This is a genomic window from Paraburkholderia phenazinium, assembly GCF_900100735.1.
Classification (GTDB): domain Bacteria; phylum Pseudomonadota; class Gammaproteobacteria; order Burkholderiales; family Burkholderiaceae; genus Paraburkholderia; species Paraburkholderia phenazinia.
In genome coordinates this window covers 156,028-175,107 of record NZ_FNCJ01000007.1, presented here as the reverse complement: position 1 = coordinate 175,107, position 19,080 = coordinate 156,028, and the positions used below count along the sequence as shown (strand labels likewise).

The window sequence follows — 19,080 nt, the reverse complement described above, 5'->3', positions numbered from 1 at the left end:
GTGTGACGCTCGAGCATCTTTTCGTCTGTCACAGCCTGTATCAAACCGAAGGGGATGCATCAAATACCGTCTATTAGTACTTCTACGCAGATAGATTCCTGGCTGCTTCCGCTCATCCCCGCGGTCCAATCAGAATCTGTCCGAAGCGGGCACGCGCCTTGCACACAGTCGGCGAGAGGCCGTCGCAACCCGGGATCGGAGTTCGGGGCGCAAGCCTGACGGCTCGAGTCGAGTGGCACGGTACACCCCATCTGGAGTCCAAAGAGAATGTTGCGTGCTCTGATTGGGCTGAAGTAAACAATGTTTCGACGTAGCAAGAACGCTGCAGTCACGGAAATGGGCGGTTCACGCCGGGAGGATCGAAGGTGGTCATGAAAGTTGAAGGGCAGTTTCCGGCGGGCGCATCCGCGATTCAGAGGCCGGGTCGCCCACGCGAGTTCGGCAAGAAGCAGCAGAACCCCGTGCGCCGCTTTGGCGGTATTGCCGTCGTTCTTCTCCTCCACGTGGTGCTGATCTATGCACTGCTCAATGGCCTGGCCACCAAGGTGGTGCAGGTCATCCAGCATCCGATCGAAACCAAGATTATCGAACCGGTGAAGCCGCCGCCCCCGCCGCCGATGCCGACCGTGCAGTTGCCGCCGCCGAAGTTCGCGCCGCCGCCGCCGCCGTTCGTTCCGCCGCCGGAGGTCAACGTACCGACCCCGCCGCAAGCCACCATTACGCACCAGTCCGCCCCGGTCGTGGCCCAGCCCGCGACGCCGCCGGCCCCGGTCGCCCCGGCTCCGGTGAAGGCGCCGAGCACCGAAGTAGGCGTGGTTTGCCCGAACTCCGACCAGATCCGCTCGTCCGTGGTGTATCCGAAGGAAGCTCAGGAAAACAACGTCACGGGTGATGTGCTTATTGAATTCGTAGTCGATCCGCAGGGCCATATTACGGATGAGCATGTCGCGAAGTCGTCAGAAGACTCTTCACTCGACCGCGCGGCATTCAATGCTGTAAAGAAGTTTAGTTGCGTTTCCCAAGGCCAACCTGTCCGTGTCCAGGTTCCGTTCACGTTTAGCCTGAACTGAACCCACGAACTGAGCGGTACCGGTAGCGATTTATTAGTCACGTTGTACAAGTTCAACGCATGAACTGGAGCAGACATGAAAAAGCGTTCTCTCGCCGCAGTGGCGGCAAGCATGGTGTTCGCCGTAACCACGGCGACGACCTTTGTCGCACCGCAAATTGCCTACGCGCAAGCTAGCGACGCAACCGTAGCCGCATCGGCCGCCACCGCCCCGACGGCTGCACCTGCAGCAGCACCCGCAGATCAGGCAGTGCCGCCGCCGGCACCGGCCACCTCGGAAACCGTCAACAACCCGTACGGTCTCGGCGCACTCTGGAAAAACGGTGACTTCGTCGCCCGCTTCGTGCTGATCCTGCTGGTGATCATGTCGATGGGCAGCTGGTACATCATGATCACGAAGTTCTTTGAGCAGTACCGCGCCAACCGCCGCGCGAAGAGCGCCGACGAACAGCTGTGGACCGCTCCGTCGCTCGCCGAAGGCGCCAGGCTGCTGGATGAATCGTCGCCGTTCCGCTTCATCGCCGAAACCGCGATCGAAGCCGGCGAACACCACGACGAGGCCCTCCTCGAAGCCGTCGACCGCAACACCTGGATCGACGTGTCGGTCGAGCGCGCCATCACCAACGTGTCGAACCGCCTGCAGGACGGCCTCGCCTTCCTCGGTACGGTGGGCTCCACGGCGCCGTTCGTCGGCCTGTTCGGTACGGTCTGGGGTATCTATCACGCACTGACGGCAATCGGTATCGCTGGCCAGGCATCGATCGACAAGGTTGCAGGTCCGGTCGGTGAAGCGCTGATCATGACGGCCATCGGTCTGGCAGTGGCAGTTCCTGCCGTGCTCGGCTACAACTTCCTGGTTCGCCGTAACAAGTCGGTGATGGAACGTGTGCGTGCCTTCGGTGCACAACTGCACACCGTCCTGCTGGCTGGCAGCAAGCGCTCGACGAAGCGCGGTGGCGTGGCAGGTCAAAAGGCGACGCTGGTCGAACAGGCGGGCTAAATCATGGCTATGAGCGTTGGGCAAGAGGGGGATGAGGACGAAGTCATCTCCGCCATCAACACCACGCCGCTAGTCGATGTGATGCTGGTTTTGCTGATCATCTTCCTGATCACGATTCCTGTTGTTACGCATACGGTGCCGGTGCAGTTGCCGAAAGAGGCGATCCAGCCGCTGCAGACCACGCCCAAAAGTATCGTGATCGCGGTGAACCGCGATGGCGATTTCTTCTGGAACGAAAAGCATGTGGATGCAGCCACGCTGCTGACGCAACTCAAGACCGTGTCGGTCATGATGCCGCAACCTGAAGTCAATGTGCGCGGCGACCAGAACACGCGTTACGAGTTTATCGGCCGCGTGATCACCGCGTGCGAGCGCGCGGGGATCGCCAAGGTGTCATTTATCACTGAGCCGCCGCCGCGCGGAGGCTGAGGTTAGCTTTGCCAGGGATCGGACCCAGTGCTTTGCATCAGGTCCGATCAACGGCTTTGCATGGAGTCGATTATGGGAATGAATGTATCTTCGGGCGGTGGCGGCGAACCGGATGTGATGGTCGACATCAACACCACGCCGCTGATCGACGTGATGCTGGTGCTGCTGATCATGCTGATCATTACGATCCCGATCCAGACGCACGCCATCAAGATGAATCTGCCGGTCGGCAACCCTCCCCCGCCGGCGGTGCAGCCGGAAGTGGTGCAGATCGACATCGACTTTGACGGCACGATGATGTGGAACGGCACGGTCGTGCCCGACCAGGCCGCGCTCGACGCGAAGCTCGCCCAGGTGGCGGCCGAGCCGGTGCAGGCCGAAATCCATCTGCTGCCGAACAAGCTGGTGCCGTACAAGGATGTCGCCGCCGTGCTGGCTTCGGCACAGCGCATTGGCGCCACCAAGATCGGGCTGATCGGCAACGAGCAGTACATGCAATAAGGAAGTGGGAGTGCTAATGATCCATTCAAGGTTCAAGCGTGCCGTGCTGGCAGCCGCGTTCGGGGGGCTGTCCGCCCTCGCCGTGCTGCCGGCCGTGTCACATGCCGCCGACACGCTGCGCCCCGAAGTGGCCAAGCCGCTGAACGCGGCGCAGGACTCGTACCGGGCTCACAAGTATCAGGACGCGCTGGCGAAGATCGCCCAGGCCGACGCCGTGCCGAACAAGACGCCATATGAAAGCTATATGGTCGAAGAGATGCGCGGTGCGGCTGCGGCTGCGGCGGGCGATTCCGGTACCGCAGCCAAGGCGTACGAAACGCTGCTGGCTTCGGGCAAGCTGACGGGCGCGGACGAGCAGCGCACCACGGCTGCTCTGGCCGGCATCTACTTTCAGGAAAAGAACTACCCGCTCGCGATCAAGACTGGGCAGCGTTACCTGAAAGCCGGTGGTACGGATCCGGACATGCGGACCTTGCTGATCCAGTCCTACTACCTGTCGAACGACTGCACGAGCGTGGTCAACATGCTCAAGCCCACCGTGGACGCACAGGCGCGCGCCGGCCATGCGCCGGACGAGTCGCAGTTGCAGTTGCTGGGCACGTGCGCGCAGAAGGCTAACGATTCGGCCACCTATCGCGGTGCGCTCGAAAAGCTGGTGGCGTTCCACCCGAAGCAGTCGTACTGGGACGACCTGTTCGCGGCGATCCGCAGCAAGCCGGGTTACGCGTCGAATCTGGATATCGACACCTATCGTCTGCGCCGTGCTACCGGTTCGCTGACGACGGCTGACGACTACATGCAGATGACGCAGCTCGCGATCATTGCGGGCACCTCGGCCGAAGGCAAGCAGGTGATCGACCAGGGCTTCTCCTCGGGCGTGCTCGGTCACGACGCCGGTGCGGACCGCGAAAAGCGTCTGCAGGCGCTGGCGACCAAGCGGGCGACCAGCAACGTGGACAGCAACGGTGTGCCGATTCCGCCGTTCGACCTGGCGTTCAATCAGGTGTTCGCGGGCCAGGCGCAGCAAGGTCTGGCGGCGATGGAAGCGCTGATTGCCAAGGGCGGTCTGCCGCATCCGGATCAGGCGCAACTGCATCTGGGCGAGGCGTACTTCATAGCCGGTCAGAAGGCCAAGGCGATCCAGGCGTTCCGTGCGGTCAAGGGCGACGATGGTTCGGCTGACCTGGCCCGTTTGTGGGTGCTGGTGGCGTCGAAGTAAGCTCACCGTTTCCGCTGTACAGGCTGTATCTCGCGCCGCAAGCTGGACTCTCGCAGTCCCGGTTTGCGGCGCGATTCTTTTTGCACTCCCCTGCCCCGGCTATTTCCTTGCCAGCGCGCGGTTCGCAGACGCCCGATCCGGTTGTGCGCCCGCGGTCCGCAGTCCCTCGCTCACGCCCGCTTAGACCAATCTCAGGTCAGTTTTTGGATCTTGAACCATTCTTGGTTCATTCTTGAGTCATTCTTGGTTCATTTTTCGGCCATTTTGATCTAAGATTGGCTCAAGATCCAATCTTGGGTCATTCCAGCACCCTCCTGACGACGACATGGCGAAGCGCGAACTCTACGACAGCATCCTCAACTATCTGGCCGAACAGCGGGACGCCGGGGATCACCCGGTCTCCAGAGCGGATATCGCCACAGCGCTGGGCGAGTCGCCCTCGACGGTCTTGCGCTATCTGGCGCGACTCAAGGCCGACGGCAAGGTCGAGCAGTCCGGCAGCACTTCGGCGTCGCGTTGGGGGCTGCCGGCGCAGAAGGTCGCACCCAAGCCGACCGAGGTGGCGCAGGACGGGCTCGCCGGCGTCATCGTACCCACCGCATCCCCATCATGGTCGGGGCCTTCTCAGGAGCTGTTCGCGGTACTCGAGTCGCCTCTCGGCGTGCGCAAGCCGGTGACCTACCAACGCAGCTTCGTCGACGCTTACAAACCGAACCAGACGTTCCTGCTGCCCGAGTCGCTGGCGAACGATCTGTTTAAGGAAGGACGCATGCAGGGGCAACAGCCAGCCGGCACCTACGCACGAAACGTCATCGCGCCGCTGCTGATCGATCTGTCCTTCTCGTCGTCGCGACTCGAAGGCAACCGATATACGCGACTCGATACCGAGGTGCTGTTCCGCTCCGGCAATGCCAACCCGCAAGACAAGGACGCGATCATGCTGCTCAATCACAAGCGCGCGATCGAATTCCTGATTGACGAGGTACCGTTATATGGGCTGACCGTGATGGTGGTGCGGAATATTCATACCCTGCTGATGCAGGGTCTTCTGCATGACGAAAATGCGCTCGGCGCGATTCGCCAGAAGATCGTGAACATTAGCAATACGGTTTATGTACCCGCGCATATGCCTTCGTTACTGGAAGAAATGCTCGGCATCATCGTCGCCAAGGCTCGGGACATCAAGAATCCCGTGGAAGCTGCTTTCTTCCTCTGGCTGAACCTTGCTTATCTGCAGCCCTTCGAGGACGGCAACAAGCGAACCAGCCGGCTCGCCGCGAATATTCCGCTCCTGATGTACAACTGCGCGCCGCTCAGTTTTCTCGATGTCACCGACGAGGACTATAGCCGGGCCAAGATCGGCGTCTATGAACGGCTGGACACCAGCGTCGCCGCGGACCTGTTCGCGTGGACTTATCGCCGCTCGATCGAGAAATATGCGGTGCAGATACAGGCGGCGGGTCTGCCCGATCTGTTTCGCGCGGTACACCGCGATGCCATCAATGAACTGGTGAGCCGCATCGTCCGCGACCGTCACCCGCTCGGGCAAGCGGTCGCTGAGTTCCATCTTTCGCCGCAGGACGCCGAGCGGCTCATCGAAACCGTGAAAGGAGATATCGCACGTCTCGGTGAGCACAACTTCGCTCGCTATCGTTTGACGCTAAGGGAGTTGACGCGTTGGGTCGAAGCGGGCCGGCCGCTGAGCGAATAAAGCGGCGCGCTGCCGGCCTCCCGTCACGCGAGCCGACAGCGCACCGCCCCTTTACCGCTTATTTGCCGCTTATTTGCCGCTTATTTGCCGCTCATTTACTCGATTCCATCTCCCGATCCGAACGAGCCGGATCCGGCTCACGCTCACCCGGTTTGCGCTCAGGCGGCGCAGCAGTGCGCCCGCGGCGGCCCTGCGTAATCGACACCACCGCGTAAAACGCCACCGGCGCGAACACCAGCCCAAGCAGCGTCGCCGCCAGCACGCCGCCGAACACGCCCGTGCCGATCGACTGGCGGCTCTCGGCCCCAGCCCCACCCGACACCACCAGCGGCGCCACGCCCAGCAAAAACGCCGCAGATGTCATCACGATCGGCCGGAAGCGCGCGGCCGCAGCGTCGATCACTGCACGCGCCAACGGCAAGCCGCGAGCGTGCAGATCGCGGGCGAACTGCACGATCAGGATCGCGTTCTTCGCCGACAAGCCGATCACGGTGATCATGCCGACCTTGAAGTACACGTCGTTCGGCATGCCGCGCATCAGCACCGCCGAAACCGCACCGATCACGCCGAGCGGCACGACCATCAGGACCGCGAACGGAATCGTCCAGCTTTCGTACAGCGCCGCCAGCGCCATGAACACCGCCAGCAGCGACAAGCCGATCAGGAGCGGCGTCTGCTTCTCCGCCACGGTCTCCTCGCGCGCCGCGTCCACCCAGTCGTACGCCACGCCGACCGGCAGCGCAGCGGCCAGATGCTCCATCTCCGCCATCGCCGCACCCGAGCTGAAGCCGCGCGCTGCGCGGCCGCTCACGTCGAGCGACGGATAGCCGTTGTAGCGGCTAAGCGCCACCGGCCCCACGGTCCACTTGCGCGTCGCGATCGCCGACAACGGCACCATGTTGCCTTGCGCATTCTCCACGGACAGTGCCATCAGGTCGTCGTCGCTCATGCGCGTGCTCGCGTCGCCCTCCACCACCACCCGGCGCATGCGGCCGCTCGCCGGGAAATCGTCGACATAGGTCGAACCGAAGGTGCTGCCGAGCAGGTCGGAAAGCTTGTCGAACGAGACGCCGAGCGCGTACGCCTTGGCCCGGTCGATGGTCAGCTCGATGCGCGGCGCATCAGGCAGGTCCTCAGAGTGCACGTCGGCGAGCACTGGATCCACCTTGGCCTTGGCGAACAGTTGCTCGCGCGCCGCCTTCAGCCCATCGAGCCCCACCCCGCCGCGGTCTTCCAGGCGGAACACGAAGCCATCCGAGTGGCCGACGCCCGGCACCGACGGCGGCAACTGCGCGTCCACCCGACCGTCGAGAATCGTCGAGAACTCGTCGTTCAACTGGTCCTGCAGTTCCATCGCGCTGACCTTGCGCTTGTCCCAGTCCTTCAGTTCAACGAAGGCCATGCCGACGTTCTGACCGGTGCCCTGGAAGCTCCAGCCGATCAGGCTCGTCACGTGCGCAATCTCGGGATGGCGATGCAGGATCTGCTCGACGCGCTTGATCACGGCCAGCGTGCGCGCCTGAGTCGAGCCGGCCGGCAACTGGACCATCACCTGCAGCTGTCCCTGATCCTCGGTCGGCAGAAAGCCGCCCGGCATCTGCCAGTAGAGCAGCCCGCAGATGCCCACCAGCACCGCATACACGGCCAGTACCCGGCCCACGCGCCGCACGGTGCGGTTGGTGAGCCAGCGGTAGCCCTGCGAGGCGCGCTCGAAGCCATCGGCGAAGCGGGATGCGGCACGCGCGACGAGACCACGCAGGCCGCGCCGGACCTCGCGCTGATGCGGCGTGGAGCCGGTCGGTTTGAGCAGGTTGGCGCACAGCGCCGGCGTGAGCGAAAGCGCCATGAACGACGACACCAGCATCGAGGCGATCATCGCCACCGAGAACTGCCGGTAGATGCCGCCGACGCTGCCGGGGAAGAACGCCATCGGCACGAACACCGCGGTCAGCACGGCGGTCACGCCGATAATCGCGCTGCCGATCTGCGACATCGCCTTGCGGGTCGCCTCGCGCGGCGGCAAGCCCTCCTCCTCCATCACGCGGTGCACGCTCTCGACCACCACGATCGCGTCGTCCACCAGAATCCCGATCGCCAGCACGAGGCCGAACATCGTGAACACGTTGATCGACAGACCGAACGCCCACATCGCCAGAAACGCGCCCATCAGCGTGACCGGAATCACCACCGTCGGCACCAGCGTGTAGCGCAGGTCGCGCAGGAACAGCCACATCACGAAGAACACCAGCACCACCGCTTCGATCAGCGTGTACACCACCTCACGAATCGCGATCTGCACGAAGTGCGCACTGTCGAACGGAATCTCGATCTCCACGCCCGACGGCAAGCTCCTGGAGAGCTCCGCGAGGCGCGCGCGAATCGCATTCGAGGTTTCCAGCGCGTTGCCGCGCGGCCCAAGCTGAATCCCGACGGTGGCCGACGAGCGGCCGTTCAGGCGCGACCAGAACGAATAATCGTCGCGGCCCAGTTCGACCCGCGCCACGTCGCGCAGGCGCACGGCGGAACCGTCCGGCTTCGCCTTCAGCACGATCTGGCTGAATTCCTCCGGCGACACCAGTTGCCCCTTGACGCTCACCGAGGCCACCAGTTGCTGCCCCGGCACCGACGGCGCATCGCCGAGCGTGCCGGCCGTCACAGTAGCGTTCTGCGCCGTGATCGCAGCATTGACGTCGCCGGCGGAAAGACCGTATTCGCGCAGCTTCATCGGATCGAGCCAGATCCGCAACGCCTGGTCGGAATCCCACAGTTCAGCGGAACCGACACCGGGCGCGCGCTTCAGCTCGCGCATGATATAGCGGTTGAGGTAGTTGCTGAGCTCGGTCGAATCGCGGGTGCCGTCGCTAGACGTCAGCGCCACCAGCATCAGGAACGTGTTCGCCGCCTTGAACACGCTGATGCCGTTCTGCACGACCTGTTGCGGCAGGCGCGGCTCGACCTGCTTCAGACGGTTCTGGACGTCCACCATCGCGATGTCGGGATTGGTGGCCGGCGAGAAGGTCGCGTCGATTTCGAGGTTGCCCTGGCCGTCGCTGCTGGTCTCGTAGTACAGCATGCCGTCGGCGCCATCGAGACTTTCCTCGATGATGCTGCCGACGCTGCCGTCCACCACTTCGGTGGCGGCGCCCGGGTAGCTCGCAACGATCACGATGCGCGGCGGCGACAGTCGCGGATACTGAGCAACAGGTAGTTGCGGAATGGCGAGCGCACCTGCCACCATGATGGCGAGTGCGACAATCCAGGCGAAGACCGGTCGGTCGATGAAAAATGAAGGCACGCAGGCTTCCTGTCAGTGCGGCACGAAGGACGGCGCGTCGGCGAGACGGGCCATGTGCAAGACGTCGGCCAGCAGGCCGTCGCGCATCGCATAGCCGCGCGAGCGCCCCTCTTCGACGAAGCCGAAGCGGCGGTACAGCGCAATCGCTGCGGCGTTATCGACAAACACAGTCAGCTCGAGGCGGCGCAGGCCGAGCGCGAGGTCGGCGCATTCCACCAGCGCGCCGAGCAGCGCAGTACCGACGCCCCGGCCCTGGAAGTCGTCGTGCACAGAGATACCGAGGACTGCGCTATGCGCGCGGCGCGGCGGCGCGATCTCGATACCGGCGTGGCCGACCACCTGCCCGTTCAGTTCCGCGCACAGGCTGATGGTGCCCTTGGGCAGTTTGGCGAACCATGCCGTTGTAGCTTCCACCGTGCGATAGCCGCTCCCCAGCGTGCCTCGGCGTACTCCCGGCTGATTCATGATGCCGGCGATCGCTTCCATATCCGACGCTTCGCTGGCGCGCACGATAACGTGCGGTGTGACCCCTGCTTCTCTCTCAAACCTCTCGCTGCTTGTATTCATTATTTTGGTCCGTTGCGAATGGCGCCGGTTCGCGAAACCGCGCCATGAAGTAGCAATCGATCAGCACGCCGTCGCGCAGTGTTGCACCACGCTGCCGTGCTTCTACTTCGAAACCGTGCTTCCGGTACAGCGCGATCGCTGGTTCGTTGTCGGTGAACACGTAGAGTTCGACGCGACGCAGGCCGAGCCAGTTGTCGGCCAGATCCAGCATTTCGGCCACCAAAGCATTGCCGATACCGCGGCCATGCCATGCCTCATGCACGCCGAGGGCGATTTTCGCCGTATGGGCGCGCCGCAACTTGCCGGGCGACAGTTCTCCGAAGCCGACCAGTATATCGCCGACCATCGCCGCAATGGCGATCTGCGGCGATGCAATTTGTTTGATCCAGTCGCACGTCCGTTCAAGGGTCGGATACGGCGCACTGGGATGGCCATGCAGCATCGCGGGCTGCCGCTCCAGGGCGTGGAGCTGTTCGGCGTCCGCTACGCGCAAAGCGCGTAGCGTCAGGCTCTCAGGAATGGATTTTGTTGTTATGTTTTTATCCATTCACTTAAAGCGTCAACTCGAAGGAGCGCGCAAGCAGCCCCGGCAGCTGCATGCCACCGGTGCCACGCTCGCCCCAGGTCGAGTCGCTCAGCAGCAGTTCGGGCTGGGCCGTGAGCCGTTCGAGCTGATCGCCGAGCAGCCGGTACATGCTGTCGTCGAAGCGCATCGCCTCGAGCGGCGCGACGATCTTGCCCTGCTCCACCCAGAAGGTCGCGAAGCGCGTCATGCCGGTCAGGCGGCAATTCATCCGGTCCGAAAAATTCACGTACCAGAGGTTGCCGATGTAAAGGCCGGTATCGAGCTGCGCCAGCACGTCGTCTTCGGCGAGGTCGCCGCCTTCCATCGACAACGCGACCGGGGTTTCGGAGTCGAGCGCGCCGTTCGGTTGCAAGCCGTATTCGCGAGCGCTGCGGGCATTGGTCAGGCGCTCCATGCTGCGGCCGTCCTGAATCAGCGGCACGCTCGCGCGCAGATAGCCATCCTCATTGAAGCCGGGCGTGATGCCAAGGCTCAGGTCTTCGGTCAGCGTGACGCGCGGATCGAGCGCAACCTCGCCGGTGTGCAGCTTGTAGAGCGAGCTGCGCGAGGTGGCCTGGGCGCGCGCGGAAAATCCGCCCCACGAGGTCACGCTCAGCAGTTCTTCGAGTGCGGCGGGCGCGAGATACGAGCGGTAGCGTCCCGGCGACAGCGTGCGCGGCGTTAGCGCCAGAATCGGCAGGCGTGCCGCTGCCTGCTCGACCTTGCGGGCGAAGGTCGCGTCGCTCCAGTGGTCGCCGGCGTAACTGCTCTTGATGGCGCGGCCGCTCGGGTCGTACAGCGACCAGCTAAAGTTGAAGTTGGCGACTTCGTACCAGCCGCGGCTGCCCTTGCTCGACGCGAAGCCGCGCACCAGTGTGCCGCCCGCGTAAAAGCCCACGAAATCGAGGCCCTTCGCGCATTCGGCGACCGTACGCACCAGCGCTTGCGGCTCCGCCACCTTGCCGGCGCGGCGCGTCGAACGCTCCCACTGCGACTTGTCGAACAGCAGGTGAGGATCGTCCGGCGCATCGCGCAGCCCCTCGCGCAGCGTGACAAGCGCGCGGCTCACCTCTTGCAGGTCGGTCTCGGCGTCGCCGCACACGGTCAGCGTCGAATACGCCTGACGCGCGCCGTCGATCAGGCGCAGCGTCAGCTTGCCTTGCGAGACGCTGCCGATCTGCCGCACCTTGCCCGCGTTGAAGCGGATGAAATCGGATTGCTCCGCCGAAAACGACGTCAGCGTGATTTCGCCGCCCTGCTGCGCATGCTCGACCGCATCGGCGAGCAGCAGGAAATGACGGTGCCAGTCCACCACGGAGGCCCCTTGCAACACGATGGAGTCGCTCATCATGCGCCTCCGAACACGTCGATGTTGCTGAACACGCAGGCAGGCGACGCGTGGCCGACCCGGATGATCTGCGCCGGCTCGCCCTTGCCGCACATCGGCGTGCCGAACACCTGACGGGTGCTCGCATTGCCGACCGCGGAGAGGCTGCGCCAGAAATTCGCGGAGATGCCGCGATAGTTCGGCTGCTTGACGATCTGGGTGAGCTGGCCGTTTTCGATCAGTTGGCCAAACTCGCAGCCGAACTGGAATTTGTTGCGATGGTCGTCAATCGACCACGACGTATTGGTACGCATCAAAATACCGTGTTCGATATTGGCGATCATCTCGTCGAGCGACTGGTCGCCCGGTTCGATGTTCAGGTTCGCCATCCGGTCGATCGGCGGCCGGTTCCAGTTCGAGGCGCGCGAATTCGCCACGCCCGGCAGATGCGCGCGCTGTTGCGAGAGCGCGCCGCCGAGCGGCCGCTCCAGCAGGCCGTCGCGGATCAGATAGTGTTTCTCGGCAGCCGTGCCGTCGTCATCAAACGCGTAAGACGCGGCTTCCTCGCGCAGTTCCGGATCGAACGTGACGTTGAGCAGTTCGGAGCCGTACTGGTAGCTGCCGAACATCTCCGGCTTCACGAAGCTCCAGCCGGCGAAGTTACGCTCGTCGCCGAGAATGCGGTCCAGTTCCAGCGGATGGCCGATCGACTCGTGGATCTGCAGCATCATCTGGTCCGGCATCAGCAGCAGATCGCGCTTGCCCGACGGGCAGTTCGGCGCGCCCAGCAATTGCAGCGCCTCGTGAGCCACGCGTGCCCCGGCGCCGTCGAAACCATAGCGCGCCAGCACCTCGAGGCCACCCTGCGCGAGCGTGCCGTAGTTGCCGCCGAGCGTGCGCACCTGGGTGTCGCCGTCGGCATGCGCGGCGACGCTCAGTTGCGGCATCACAAAGCGGAAGTGCTGGTCGATGCGCACGCCGTCGCCGGTGATATAGAGCTGGTCGGTGTGCGTGAGCTGCACGCTGGCGCTGCGTTCGACGATGCGCGGATCGATATTGGCCGCTGCGCATTCGTGCGCGAGCCGCTCGAGCCACTCGCGCCGGTTCGGCAAGGCGTGCTCGACGTTCGGCGACACATAACGGCCGCTGGTCGCCGGACGTGAGACCTCACGATGGTCGATCAACGACAGCGCCGCGCTCGCCTTGGCGCGCGCGGTGGCGATCGCAAGCGCCTCCTGCAGGCCTGCAGCAGACAGATTGGCGGTGGCCGCATAACCGGCGCCGGCGCCGACATATGCAATCAGCATTGCGCCGCGGTCGCGCACGGTACGCAGCGGCTGGGCTACGTCGTCACGCACTTCGTGATCGTCGATCGTTTCGTCGACGATGCGCAGCGACCAGAAATCCGCCTCGCTTTTCAGCGTGCGGGCGGCTTGCGCCCACCGTTCGTCAATCATGCAATTTTCTCATGGGTAGCTGATACGGGCGTCATCATCGAGGACGCCAGCAGCGACTGGGTGTAGGGATGCGACGGGGCGTGCAGCACGTCCATCGTATCGCCCGCTTCGACAATGCGGCCCGACTTCATCACGATCACGCGATGCGCCATCGCCTTCATCACCGCGAGATCGTGGGTGATGAAGAGGTAGCTGAGCTGGTACTTTTTCTGCAGCTTGGTGAGCAGATTCAGCACCTGCTTCTGGATCGACACGTCGAGCGCGCTGGTCGGCTCGTCGAGCACCAGCAGTTCGGGCTCGACGGCGAGCGCGCGGGCAATCGCAATCCGCTGCCGCTGGCCGCCCGAAAATTCGTGTGGATAGCGTAGCATCGATTCGACCGGCATGCCGACTTCTTCGAGCAGTGCGCCGACGCGATCGCGCCGCACGCGGGCGTCGATGTCGGGACGATGCACGGCGAGCCCTTCGCCGATGATCTGTTCCACTGTCATGCGCGGCGACAGCGAGCCGAACGGGTCCTGGAACACGACCTGCATGCGCGAGTACAGCGAGCGCTTTTCACGGGCGTTCTTCAGCGACGTCAGCGGTATGCCGTCAATATCGATTTGCCCTGTGGCGGCATGCTGCAAGCCGAGCACGGTCGCCGCGAGCGTCGATTTACCCGAACCCGATTCGCCGACGATGCCAAGCGTCTCGCCGCGGCGCAAGCTCAGGTCCACGTCGTGCACGGCGCGGAAGGTCGACTTGCCGAAGATCGAACGCAGGCCCTTGCCCGACACGTGGTAGTCCACGGCCAGCCCTTTCACGTCGAGGATGCGGGGCGCGCCCTCTGCGACTTCATCGATGCAACGCTGCGGCTCGCTGTCGAGCAGGCGCTTCGTGTAGGGATGCTGGGGATTCGAGAACAGCGCTTCGGTGGTGTTGGTTTCGACCAGCACACCCTTTTCCATCACCGCGACGCGTTGCGCAAAGCGCTTCACCAGATTCAGGTCGTGGGTGATCAGCAGTACGGCCATGCCGCGCTCGGCTGCTTCCTGTTCCTGCAGTTCGATCAGCAGATCGACAATCTGCTGGCGCACCGTGACGTCGAGTGCGGTGGTCGGTTCGTCGGCCAGCAACAGACGCGGCCGACACGCGAGCGCCATGGCGATCATCGCGCGCTGACGCTGGCCGCCCGATAACTGGTGCGGGAAGCTGTCGATGCGACGCTCCGGCTCAGGAATCCCGGTACGGCGCAGCAGTTCGATGCCGCGCTCGCGCGCCGCATTCGGGCGCATGCCTTCGTGCAGCCGCAGGCTTTCGGCAATCTGCTTGCCGACCGTGTAGAGCGGATTCAGGGCCGTCATCGGCTCCTGGAACACCATCGCGACGTCCGCGCCGCGAATCCCGCGCATCTGCTGTTCGGTCTTCTGCAGCAGGTCTTCGCCGTCGAGCAGCATGCGCCCGTTCAGTTGCGCCCCGTCCACGAGGCGCAGGATCGACAGCGCCGTCACGCTCTTGCCCGAGCCCGATTCGCCGACCAGCGCGACGCGCTCGCCGCGCGCAATCGACAGGCTCAGTTCCTGCACCGCCACCTTCTCGCCAAAGCGCACCGAGAAGCGGTCAATTTCCAGCAAAGGCTTGCTCATTACTTACCACCCCCAAATGCCGAGTTGCGCATACGTGTATCGAGCGCGTTGCGCAATGCGTCACCCATGAAGGTCAGCAACAGCAGCGTGATCACCAGCGCCGAGAACGCCGAGATCGAAATCCACCATGCATCGAGGTTGTTCTTGCCTTCGGCGAGCAGCTCGCCCAGGCTCGGCGTCGGCGGCGGCACACCGAGGCCGAGGAAGTCGAGACTGGTGAGCGACAGGATCGCCGCGCTCATGCGGAACGGCAGGAACGTGATCACTGGTGTCAGGCTGTTCGGCAGCACGTGTTTCCACATGATCTGCCAGTTCGACAGGCCCATGGTGCGGGCGGCCTTCACGTAGTCGAGCGAACGGTTGCGCAGGAATTCGGCGCGCACGTAGTCCGACAGCACCAGCCAGCCGAACATCGACAGCAGGATAAACAGCAGCCACAGCGTCGGTTCGAAGATCGAAGCAAAGATGATCAGCAGGTACAGGTCCGGCATCGAGCTCCAGATCTCGATCAGGCGCTGCCCGATCAAGTCGGTGCGCCCACCGTAGAAGCCCTGCACCGCGCCCGTGAGCACGCCGATCACCACGCCCGAGATCGTCAACGCGAACGCCATCAGCACCGACAGGCGGAAGCCGTACAGCAGGCGCGACAGCACATCGCGGCCGAACTGATCGGTGCCCAGCCAGTTGCTCGACGACGGCGGCGCCGGATACGGATGCGCCGCGAAATAGTCGATCGTGTCGTAGTGGTAATGATTCAGCGGGTACACGGCGAAGTTGCCATTACCCTGGATGCGCGAGCGAATATACGGGTCGAGATAATTGGTCCCCGCCGGAAAGTCGCCGCCGAAGATCGTCTCCGGATAGTCCTTCACGATCGGAAAGTAGTAGTGGCCTTCGTAACGCACGATCAGCGGCCGGTCGTTGGCAATGACTTCGCCAAACAGGCTGATCACGAACAATGCGCCGAAAATCAGCAGGCTCCAGTAACCGAGCCGCTGGCTCTTGAAGCGCAGCCACGTACGCCGCGCCGGCGAGACCGACGCGACGAGCGTGACCGCCGCCGGGTCAGCGGCCCAGGCGGTTGAATTGGATGCGGGGGTCGACGAGGACATAGCAGACGTCAGCAATAAGTTTGGTTACAAGACCGATCAGCGTGAACAGGAAGAGCGAACCGAGTACGACCGGGTAATCACGACGGATCACCGAGTCGTAGGACAGTTGGCCCATACCGTCGAGCGAGAACAGGGTTTCGATCAGCAGGTTGCCGTTCAGGAAGGCGCCCACGAAGGCAGCGGGCAGACCTGTCAGCAGCGGAATCGCGGCGTTGCGCAGCACGTGCTTCCACAGCACGTCGCGCTCCGGCGCCCCTTTGGCTCTTGCGGTCAGCACGTATTGCCGGCCAATCTCCTCGAGGAAAGTGTTTTTCGTCAGGATCGTGACGATAGCGAAGTTGCCGACCACCGAAGCGGTAACCGGCAGCACGATGTGCCACAGGTAATCGAGCACCTTGCCGAAGACGCTCAGGTCCTGGAAGTTATCCGAGGTCAGGCCGCGCATCGGGAATACCTGCCAGAAGGTGCCGCCGCCGAACAGCATCAGCAGCAGCACGCCCAGCACGAAGCCTGGAATGGCGTAACCGGACAGCACCAGCACGCTCGTCACCGTGTCGAAGCGGGAGCCGTTGCGCACTGCTTTCGCAATGCCCAACGGCACCGATATCAGGTAGGTAAGCAGCACCGTCCATAAGCCGAGCGTGATCGACACCGGCAGCTTGGATTTGATCACGTCCCACACGCTGTCGTGCTGATAGTAGGACTGACCAAGGTTGAAGGTCGCGTAGTTCTTCATCATCAGGAAGTAACGCGTAAGCGGCGGCTTGTCGAAGCCAAACTGCTTCTTGATCTGCTCGAGCTGCTGCGGATCGACGCCCTGGCTGCCGTGATAGCCGCCACCGCCCGCCCCCGCCTCTCCGCCACGGCTTTTGCCGTGGCGGAGTTGCGTCATCACCTGTTCGACCGGCCCACCCGGCACGAACTGCGTGACGACAAAGGTAAGGGTCACGACACCGATCAAGGTCGGCACCATCAACAACAGACGTCTAAGAATGTAAGCAAGCATGGTGAACCTCAGTTTGCTGCGGTCGGCGAGGAAACGGGCGTGGCTGCGCTCAGCGCGGCTTGCGGTTTCTTGTACCAGTAGTCGATGATCCAGTCCTCGTACTGATAGGTCGTCGGCACCACTTTCGGGAAGCCGAGCGTCTTCTTGTAGCCGATGCGGGCGTTAGGCAAGTAGTACTCGGGAACCAGCAGATACGTATTAATCAGCACGCGGTCGAGCGCACGGGTCGCCGCTTCCAGATCGTCCAGCGTATTCGCGTTCAACGCCGCGCGGACGATCGAATCGACGGCCTTCGACTTGAGACCCGTAAAGTTCTCCGAGCCCACCTGCGAAGCGGCCGCGCTGCCGAAGCGGCGCTCCAGTTCGGCACCCGGGATCGTGACCGGCGCGTAGATGTACGTCGTCATGTCGTACTCGAAATTGTCCAGACGCTTCTGATACAGCGCGCTGTCGATTTCGCGCATATGCGCCTGAATACCGAGCATGCCGAGCGCCTGCATGTACGGCAGCAACAGGCGGTCCATGCCAGGCTCGTCGTCCATGATCTCGATCGTCATTGGATTGCCGTTGGCGTCGCGCAGCGCACCGTCGCGGTAGTGCCAACCGGCCTGGGCCAACAGGTCGCGGGCGATGCGCAGGTTGCCGCGCAGCGAATTCGGTGCGATGGTCGTCGGCTGCTTCACCATCGGACCGAACACCTCGGGCGGCAAGCTGGAGCGGAACGGCTCTAGCAACGCCAGTTCTTTCGGGCCCGGCATACCGGTGGCGGCAAACGGGCTTGCATCGAAATAGCTGTTGGTGCGCCTGTACTGACCGTAGAACATCATCCGGTTCATCCAGTCGTAGTCGAACGCCAGGCTCAGCGCATGGCGCACCCGCACGTCCTGGAACATCGGCTTGCGCATGTTGATCAGCATGCCCTGCATCTGCGCAGGACCGTCAGGGAACTCGCCCTTTTTCAACAGGCCGTTGTCGAAGTTCTTGCCAATGTACTTGCGCGCCCACTGGCTCGAGCTGTACTCCATGCGGGCATCGACATTGCCGGCCTTGAACGCTTCCAGCGCGGTGTACTGATCGAGGTACAGGCGGAACGTGATCCGGTCGAAGCGATACATCCCGCGCCGCGAAGGCAGATTGGCAGCCCAATAGTTCGGATTGCGAACGTAAGAAATCTGCTTGTCGTTCTTGCGCTCATCGATCAGATAAGGACCGCTGGCGATCGGCGCCACGTTGGCGATCTGATCGAACGGCGGCCGCTTGCCGTCGGGTGTCATGCCCCATTTCGGCGAGAACACCGGAATATCACCGGCAATCAGGGGCGCATCGCGCTCGGGGTGAACGAAATCGAAGCGGATGGTCAGCTTGTCGACGACCGTCGCATTCTTGATCACCGAGAACTGTGCATTGAACAACGGCGACGCCTGAGGGCTTTTCAGCGTATCCAGCGAATATTTCACGTCGGCGGCGGTAATCGGGTCGCCGTTCGAGAAACGTGCCGCAGGGTTGATGTGAAACGTCGCGGAGGTCAGATCCGGCGCCACTTCGACATCGTCGGCAATCAGCGCGTACTCGGAGGCGAGTTCGTCCCAGCTCCGCTGCATCAGCGTGTCGAACATCAGGTTCTGGATGTCCGGCGCAGGGGCGCCACGGACCAGAAACGGATTGAGCGAGTCGTAACTCTGAAGTTCGTTGTAATTCTCGAAGTTCAGATCGCCCGTGTTGGGCGCGTCAGCGTCCGCATAGTCGAAATGCGTGAAATTGGCGGGATATTTGGGCTGATCGTATTGGGCGATCGCAGAGGCGGCATGGGCCGGCGTGATGCCCAGGCTCATGGCGCCAAGCAGCGCGGCAGCCAGCGCCGGCGCGGCGCGCATGGCGGCTTGCCGTGTCGCCGATGCGCAAGAGATCGTCCATGCAGCGCGCGGCAACCGAAACTTCACAAGTCTCATCATCTTTATGCGTAAGTCGCGCGCCAGCTTATGACCGTCGCGCGGTTCGTCGGATCGACCTGAGCAATGCCAACCGCCATCGCTCCGGTCACTTAAGGCGTCGCATGGCGCCTTGGGTTACGGGTTAGTGTCGCGCGACGGGCCCAGAACCGCAGACCGCGCCGCCGACAACCATCCCTGTGTTCCTCTCGCGCTGGCCGGGTCCGGCGATGGGGCATGCCGGCCGCGGCGACGTACGGAGAAGT

15 protein-coding genes are annotated in these 19,080 nt (G+C 63.3%); 6 read left to right on the top strand and 9 right to left on the bottom strand.

Annotation, left to right across the window (positions count from 1 at the left end; all coding sequences use genetic code 11):
* The first annotated feature begins 371 nt into the window (after positions 1-371).
* From BLQ92_RS17810 to BLQ92_RS17785, 6 genes are all read left to right on the top strand, one after another.
* Positions 372-1,070 (top strand): energy transducer TonB, encoded by a 699-nt coding sequence (locus BLQ92_RS17810; RefSeq protein ID WP_090685852.1) that lies wholly within the window; start codon positions 372-374, stop codon positions 1,068-1,070.
* A 75-nt stretch (positions 1,071-1,145) separates the two neighbouring features.
* Positions 1,146-2,069 carry a MotA/TolQ/ExbB proton channel family protein gene (locus tag BLQ92_RS17805; protein ID WP_090685851.1) on the top strand — a complete coding sequence of 308 codons (924 nt, stop codon included), beginning with the start codon at positions 1,146-1,148 and terminating at the stop codon, positions 2,067-2,069.
* 3 nt (positions 2,070-2,072) lie between these two features.
* The gene (locus BLQ92_RS17800) at positions 2,073-2,498 is read left to right on the top strand and encodes an ExbD/TolR family protein (protein WP_090685850.1); all 426 of its coding nucleotides are present in this window, start codon (positions 2,073-2,075) and stop codon (positions 2,496-2,498) included.
* Positions 2,499-2,570: 72 nt separating this feature from the next.
* Positions 2,571-2,999 (top strand): ExbD/TolR family protein, encoded by a 429-nt coding sequence (locus BLQ92_RS17795; protein ID WP_090685849.1) that lies wholly within the window; start codon positions 2,571-2,573, stop codon positions 2,997-2,999.
* A gap of 16 nt (positions 3,000-3,015) precedes the next feature.
* Positions 3,016-4,218 (top strand): tetratricopeptide repeat protein, encoded by a 1,203-nt coding sequence (locus BLQ92_RS17790; protein WP_175772950.1) that lies wholly within the window; start codon positions 3,016-3,018, stop codon positions 4,216-4,218.
* A 325-nt stretch (positions 4,219-4,543) separates the two neighbouring features.
* Positions 4,544-5,929 carry a Fic family protein gene (locus BLQ92_RS17785; RefSeq protein ID WP_090685847.1) on the top strand — a complete coding sequence of 462 codons (1,386 nt, stop codon included), beginning with the start codon at positions 4,544-4,546 and terminating at the stop codon, positions 5,927-5,929.
* Positions 5,930-6,020: 91 nt separating this feature from the next.
* Here BLQ92_RS17785 and BLQ92_RS17780 read toward each other — a convergent pair whose 3' ends face one another.
* Genes BLQ92_RS17780 through BLQ92_RS17740 form a run of 9 tightly spaced genes read right to left on the bottom strand, consistent with a single transcriptional unit; the run spans position 6,021 to position 18,718 of the window.
* Positions 6,021-9,224, bottom strand: a complete 3,204-nt coding sequence (locus BLQ92_RS17780) for a multidrug efflux RND transporter permease subunit (RefSeq protein WP_090685846.1) — start codon at positions 9,222-9,224, stop codon at positions 6,021-6,023.
* Between the two features lie 12 nt (positions 9,225-9,236).
* Entirely contained in the window at positions 9,237-9,791 is a 555-nt protein-coding gene (locus tag BLQ92_RS17775) for a GNAT family N-acetyltransferase (protein WP_090685845.1), read from the bottom strand.
* Positions 9,766-10,338: a GNAT family N-acetyltransferase gene (locus BLQ92_RS17770; RefSeq protein ID WP_090685844.1), complete on the bottom strand. Its 573-nt coding sequence runs from the start codon at positions 10,336-10,338 to the stop codon at positions 9,766-9,768. The genes BLQ92_RS17775 and BLQ92_RS17770 overlap by 26 nt, the downstream gene beginning before the upstream one ends.
* 4 nt (positions 10,339-10,342) lie before the next feature.
* Positions 10,343-11,704 carry a TldD/PmbA family protein gene (locus tag BLQ92_RS17765; protein ID WP_090685843.1) on the bottom strand — a complete coding sequence of 454 codons (1,362 nt, stop codon included), beginning with the start codon at positions 11,702-11,704 and terminating at the stop codon, positions 10,343-10,345.
* Complete coding sequence (locus tag BLQ92_RS17760) at positions 11,704-13,140, bottom strand: TldD/PmbA family protein (protein ID WP_090685842.1); 1,437 nt, start codon at positions 13,138-13,140, stop codon at positions 11,704-11,706. Before BLQ92_RS17760 ends, BLQ92_RS17765 begins: the two co-directional genes overlap by 1 nt.
* Entirely contained in the window at positions 13,137-14,768 is a 1,632-nt protein-coding gene (locus BLQ92_RS17755) for an ABC transporter ATP-binding protein (RefSeq protein WP_090685841.1), read from the bottom strand. The genes BLQ92_RS17760 and BLQ92_RS17755 overlap by 4 nt, the downstream gene beginning before the upstream one ends.
* The gene (locus tag BLQ92_RS17750) at positions 14,768-15,880 is read right to left on the bottom strand and encodes an ABC transporter permease (RefSeq protein WP_090685840.1); all 1,113 of its coding nucleotides are present in this window, start codon (positions 15,878-15,880) and stop codon (positions 14,768-14,770) included. Before BLQ92_RS17750 ends, BLQ92_RS17755 begins: the two co-directional genes overlap by 1 nt.
* Positions 15,834-16,886 carry a microcin C ABC transporter permease YejB gene (locus BLQ92_RS17745; RefSeq protein WP_090685839.1) on the bottom strand — a complete coding sequence of 351 codons (1,053 nt, stop codon included), beginning with the start codon at positions 16,884-16,886 and terminating at the stop codon, positions 15,834-15,836. Before BLQ92_RS17745 ends, BLQ92_RS17750 begins: the two co-directional genes overlap by 47 nt.
* Before the next feature lie 8 nt (positions 16,887-16,894).
* Positions 16,895-18,718 (bottom strand): extracellular solute-binding protein, encoded by a 1,824-nt coding sequence (locus BLQ92_RS17740; protein WP_244106475.1) that lies wholly within the window; start codon positions 18,716-18,718, stop codon positions 16,895-16,897.
* Between the last annotated feature and the right edge of the window lie 362 nt (positions 18,719-19,080).

What these genes read in the sequence shown, in the direction of transcription:
- BLQ92_RS17810 (WP_090685852.1), top strand. Translation starts at nt 372, where the DNA reads ATGAAAGTTGAAGGGCAGTTTCCGGCGGGCGCATCCGCGATTCAGAGG.
- BLQ92_RS17805 (WP_090685851.1), top strand. Translation starts at nt 1,146, where the DNA reads ATGAAAAAGCGTTCTCTCGCCGCAGTGGCGGCAAGCATGGTGTTCGCC.
- BLQ92_RS17800 (WP_090685850.1), top strand. Translation starts at nt 2,073, where the DNA reads ATGGCTATGAGCGTTGGGCAAGAGGGGGATGAGGACGAAGTCATCTCC.
- BLQ92_RS17795 (WP_090685849.1), top strand. Translation starts at nt 2,571, where the DNA reads ATGGGAATGAATGTATCTTCGGGCGGTGGCGGCGAACCGGATGTGATG.
- BLQ92_RS17790 (WP_175772950.1), top strand. Translation starts at nt 3,016, where the DNA reads ATGATCCATTCAAGGTTCAAGCGTGCCGTGCTGGCAGCCGCGTTCGGG.
- BLQ92_RS17785 (WP_090685847.1), top strand. Translation starts at nt 4,544, where the DNA reads ATGGCGAAGCGCGAACTCTACGACAGCATCCTCAACTATCTGGCCGAA.
- BLQ92_RS17775 (WP_090685845.1), bottom strand. Translation starts at nt 9,791, where the DNA reads ATGAATACAAGCAGCGAGAGGTTTGAGAGAGAAGCAGGGGTCACACCG.
- BLQ92_RS17770 (WP_090685844.1), bottom strand. Translation starts at nt 10,338, where the DNA reads ATGGATAAAAACATAACAACAAAATCCATTCCTGAGAGCCTGACGCTA.
- BLQ92_RS17765 (WP_090685843.1), bottom strand. Translation starts at nt 11,704, where the DNA reads ATGAGCGACTCCATCGTGTTGCAAGGGGCCTCCGTGGTGGACTGGCAC.
- BLQ92_RS17760 (WP_090685842.1), bottom strand. Translation starts at nt 13,140, where the DNA reads ATGATTGACGAACGGTGGGCGCAAGCCGCCCGCACGCTGAAAAGCGAG.
- BLQ92_RS17755 (WP_090685841.1), bottom strand. Translation starts at nt 14,768, where the DNA reads ATGAGCAAGCCTTTGCTGGAAATTGACCGCTTCTCGGTGCGCTTTGGC.
- BLQ92_RS17750 (WP_090685840.1), bottom strand. Translation starts at nt 15,880, where the DNA reads ATGTCCTCGTCGACCCCCGCATCCAATTCAACCGCCTGGGCCGCTGAC.
- BLQ92_RS17745 (WP_090685839.1), bottom strand. Translation starts at nt 16,886, where the DNA reads ATGCTTGCTTACATTCTTAGACGTCTGTTGTTGATGGTGCCGACCTTG.
- BLQ92_RS17740 (WP_244106475.1), bottom strand. Translation starts at nt 18,718, where the DNA reads ATGAGCCTGGGCATCACGCCGGCCCATGCCGCCTCTGCGATCGCCCAA.